The sequence below is a fragment of the Verrucomicrobiia bacterium genome, assembly GCA_035946615.1.
Lineage (GTDB): Bacteria > Verrucomicrobiota > Verrucomicrobiia > Limisphaerales > UBA8199 > DASYZB01.
On the sequence record DASYZB010000070.1, the window covers coordinates 1 to 2,979 of the forward strand.

Annotated in this window: 3 protein-coding genes; 1 reads left to right on the forward strand and 2 read right to left on the reverse strand. The window is 57.7% G+C overall.

Annotated elements, in window-relative coordinates:
• Positions 1–136 precede the first annotated feature (136 nt).
• A complete protein-coding gene (locus tag VG146_10500) occupies positions 137–394 on the forward strand; it encodes a hypothetical protein (GenBank protein HEV2392779.1) in 258 nt (85 codons plus the stop codon).
• Between the two features lie 16 nt (positions 395–410).
• Here the strand turns inward: VG146_10500 and VG146_10505 are convergent, their stop codons facing one another.
• Positions 411–914 carry a hypothetical protein gene (locus VG146_10505; protein ID HEV2392780.1) on the reverse strand — a complete coding sequence of 168 codons (504 nt, stop codon included), beginning with the start codon at positions 912–914 and terminating at the stop codon, positions 411–413.
• Between the two features lie 22 nt (positions 915–936).
• Positions 937–2,757, reverse strand: coding sequence for an RHS repeat-associated core domain-containing protein (locus tag VG146_10510; GenBank protein ID HEV2392781.1), 1,821 nt, complete (start codon positions 2,755–2,757; stop codon positions 937–939).
• Between the last annotated feature and the right edge of the window lie 222 nt (positions 2,758–2,979).

Sequence of the window (2,979 nt, forward strand, 5' to 3'; positions counted from 1 at the left end):
AATGCTCGACGCCGCCGTCGGGATAACCGCGGGAGAGGAGGCGGTTGAGATAATCGTACGTGTTGGTGACCATTGCGCCATTGAAAAAGACCACTGACACATGTCAATTGTTGAGATGCGACCCCACTGCCTTTATTTGAGCCAGTTGATCGAATACACTCTGGAGCCAAACCCGGACGCCGGCGACGACAAGAACGAACCACCGCAAAAACTCGCGCTCGCCTTCTCCACCGCTGACGTGGTGGTGCTCGGCTGGCGGCTCTCTCACTTGGCCGACAAGCTCCAGGAAAACGGCCTGGCCGCAGTCCGCGTCCTGCCCCAACGCTTCGCCGAAGTTGACCGCCACCTGCCTTTCGTGGCCTCCATCGCCATCACGCCCGTCACCAAGGGATAAACCGAATAACTCCCGACTACTGCATCGAGGGCTGGCCGAGCAAGGTCGCTACCTTCCTGGCGAATTCGGTGCCGTCAAAAGCCTCAACGACCAACCGGCCAGCAGTAAGCCCCGGCTCCTCCCTCACGTGGAGCAGACCCCGAAGAAGACTCCGAAGCAACCTCATCTCCGAGCATTGCGCTCCGCACCGCCTCGTTTTAGGAAGCGCTTCGAAGGCGGCCAACTCAGTCAACTTCTCCCTGCTAAAGATGGTGGTGAACAGTCGGAACAGCTCGCGGCGAACATCCGCGGAGTTTGAAAACCCGAGCAGCTCGATTACTTTGATCGCCGAAGCTCTCGTCCGAATGTCCTCAAACGATTTCTCAGCTTTTGCTATCTCCAGCAACCCGCTCTGTATGCTGTCCCGAACGGCGCTGTCATAGGTAACTGTTTGGGCTATCTGTGCAAATTCAACCGTGCACCTCTGGTCGAAAAGGGTTACGAGTCGCCGAGCGAGTCCACTGTCCGGTGCTTCGGCCATATCAGGGAATTACTGCGATGGCTCAGGGGATTGGAACCAAGTTGCGCGGTGGAAAGAGACGAGACCCCTCACTGATAATCCAATAGACTACGGTGCCGATTGTCGCCCACGTCGCCGCCTGAACTACCTTCTTTTTACACTCGCTCGGTGCAGGAACAGGCACTGGCTGGGGCTGTTTGTCCCCGTCGTCGTCGTCCCCACAGTTATCGTCATACTCATCCTCCAAATCATTTATCTGCTGCTGAACCGAGTTCCGGTCGATGCCAGTCCGCCCCAGAAGCGAATACATAAAGTCAATCTCGTTAAGGAGGCCTGCACACTCTTCGGAGTCGTAACTTAACCCCAGCGGGTCGGACCTGCCCATTGCATTGTTGCCCACGAACCCGTAAAGGTTAGGCCCCTGAGAAACCTCAGCAAATCTCCGAATGAGATGGTGCCTCTTGAAAGCCCTGTGCCTCCGGAGAATCTCAAACCCCCTTTCGCCCATCGGGTCTCTATTTAGCCACCTCTGTAGATTCGGGTCGTAAAACCGATATAGGTAATAAACCATGCCCGAGTTGGCGTGGGCCTCCTTGCTCGAAAAGCGATAGAGATTGGCATTAGCCAATGGGCCGCTTTGGCTCAGAATGTTCCCATATGGATCATAGAGATACCTGGCGACGATCGCCTGGTTGGCGTTGATCAGGGCGGTAATGTTGCCATTGCCATCGGCGTGGTAATATGCTGAGGCGCCGGGGGCCCGAATGATCAGCAGATGAAGGTCGGTCCGGGCCAGGAGCCCTCCAATCCCGCCTGCCCTTTGAAATGTCCCACTCAAATCTCGTCCTCGCGTGTATGAAACCAGCGGCAGGTTGTTCGCGTCCCGCTCCTCAATTGCCAGGTTGCCGTCGTAAACGTAATGGACCTCGTTGGTTTGGACCCATGCGCCCGAGGACCAGGTGTATTCCCGCCGAATCCGGCGGCGCATCTTGCCATCATACACAAAATCACCGCGCCAGGCATTGGTGACCCAAACGCTCACCAACTGATTCTCGTCATCATAGCCAAAGTATCGGTTCCCGTCGCTGGTCAGGTTCCCGTTCAGGTCGTAAGAGTATGAATTGGTGGCCGGCAGGTAGCAGGTGGTGCTGTAGGTGTCTGAGCGTCCGTAGCTGTCCTGGGCAATGGCGGTGAAGGTATTGTTGCCGTTGGCAAGCGTAAAGCCGGCCTCGGCAAAGGTGTCGTCGCCATAAAGGCTGGCGGCCGAACCGTTCACCGTAACGTCTGTGGCGGGGCTGGTGGTTGTGCCCGCAACGGTGAAGGTGCCGCTGCGGTCGAGGATGGTCAGTTCGTTCAGCGAATTGACGTTGAAGGTCTGCAAGAGGGCGTTGTTGGTGCGGTAATTGAGGTTATGTGCCAAGTCGGACGTATACCCAAGCTGCTCCTGGAGGCGTGCGCTACCGGTGGCTTCACTCCCCTTGGCCGTTTGCAACTGGCCGATCCTGTCATACGCGTAGAGCCAATAATCGCCCGAGAAATTGGTCAGCGCCGTGCGCTCAGAGGCCGTGTTGTAGCCGTATTTGTGGGAGTTGAGGGCGGTGTTGCCGCTGTTCTTGAGTGTGGTCGAGAGCAGGCGGGCGAGGGTGTCGTAGGTGTTCAGGATGTAGGCCCCGCTTGGCAGGGCCAGTTTGGCGACTTGCTCGTGCCGGGTGAGGTTATAAGTGTAGCCGAAGGAACCGGCGGGTGAGGCGGCGTTTGTGAGCCGCCTGGCTGAATCGTAGGCAAAACTCTCGGTCCAGGGCGAGGCGTCTGGCGCCAGGAGGCTCAAGCCTGTTCGCAAGCGGTTCTGGTACGTAAAGCTCACCGTATCATCGCTCCATGGGCCATCCTCGCTGAGGACCTAGCCCGCAGCGTCATAAGAATACATCGTGGTGCCCACCGCGTCCACCATTTTCGTCAGGCGGTCGAGGGGCGTCGAAGGAGTTACCTAAACCGGGGACATTTCTAAGGGCCGACCCAAGGTCCGACCCCGGGGATACGAGAACTGACCCAAAGGCCTGACCCCTTCCACTTCCCGGCAGTCCCC

Bases quoted from the DNA above. Each gene is read 5' to 3' on its own strand.
- VG146_10505 (HEV2392780.1), bottom strand. From the start codon at position 914: ATGGCCGAAGCACCGGACAGTGGACTCGCTCGGCGACTCGTAACCCTT.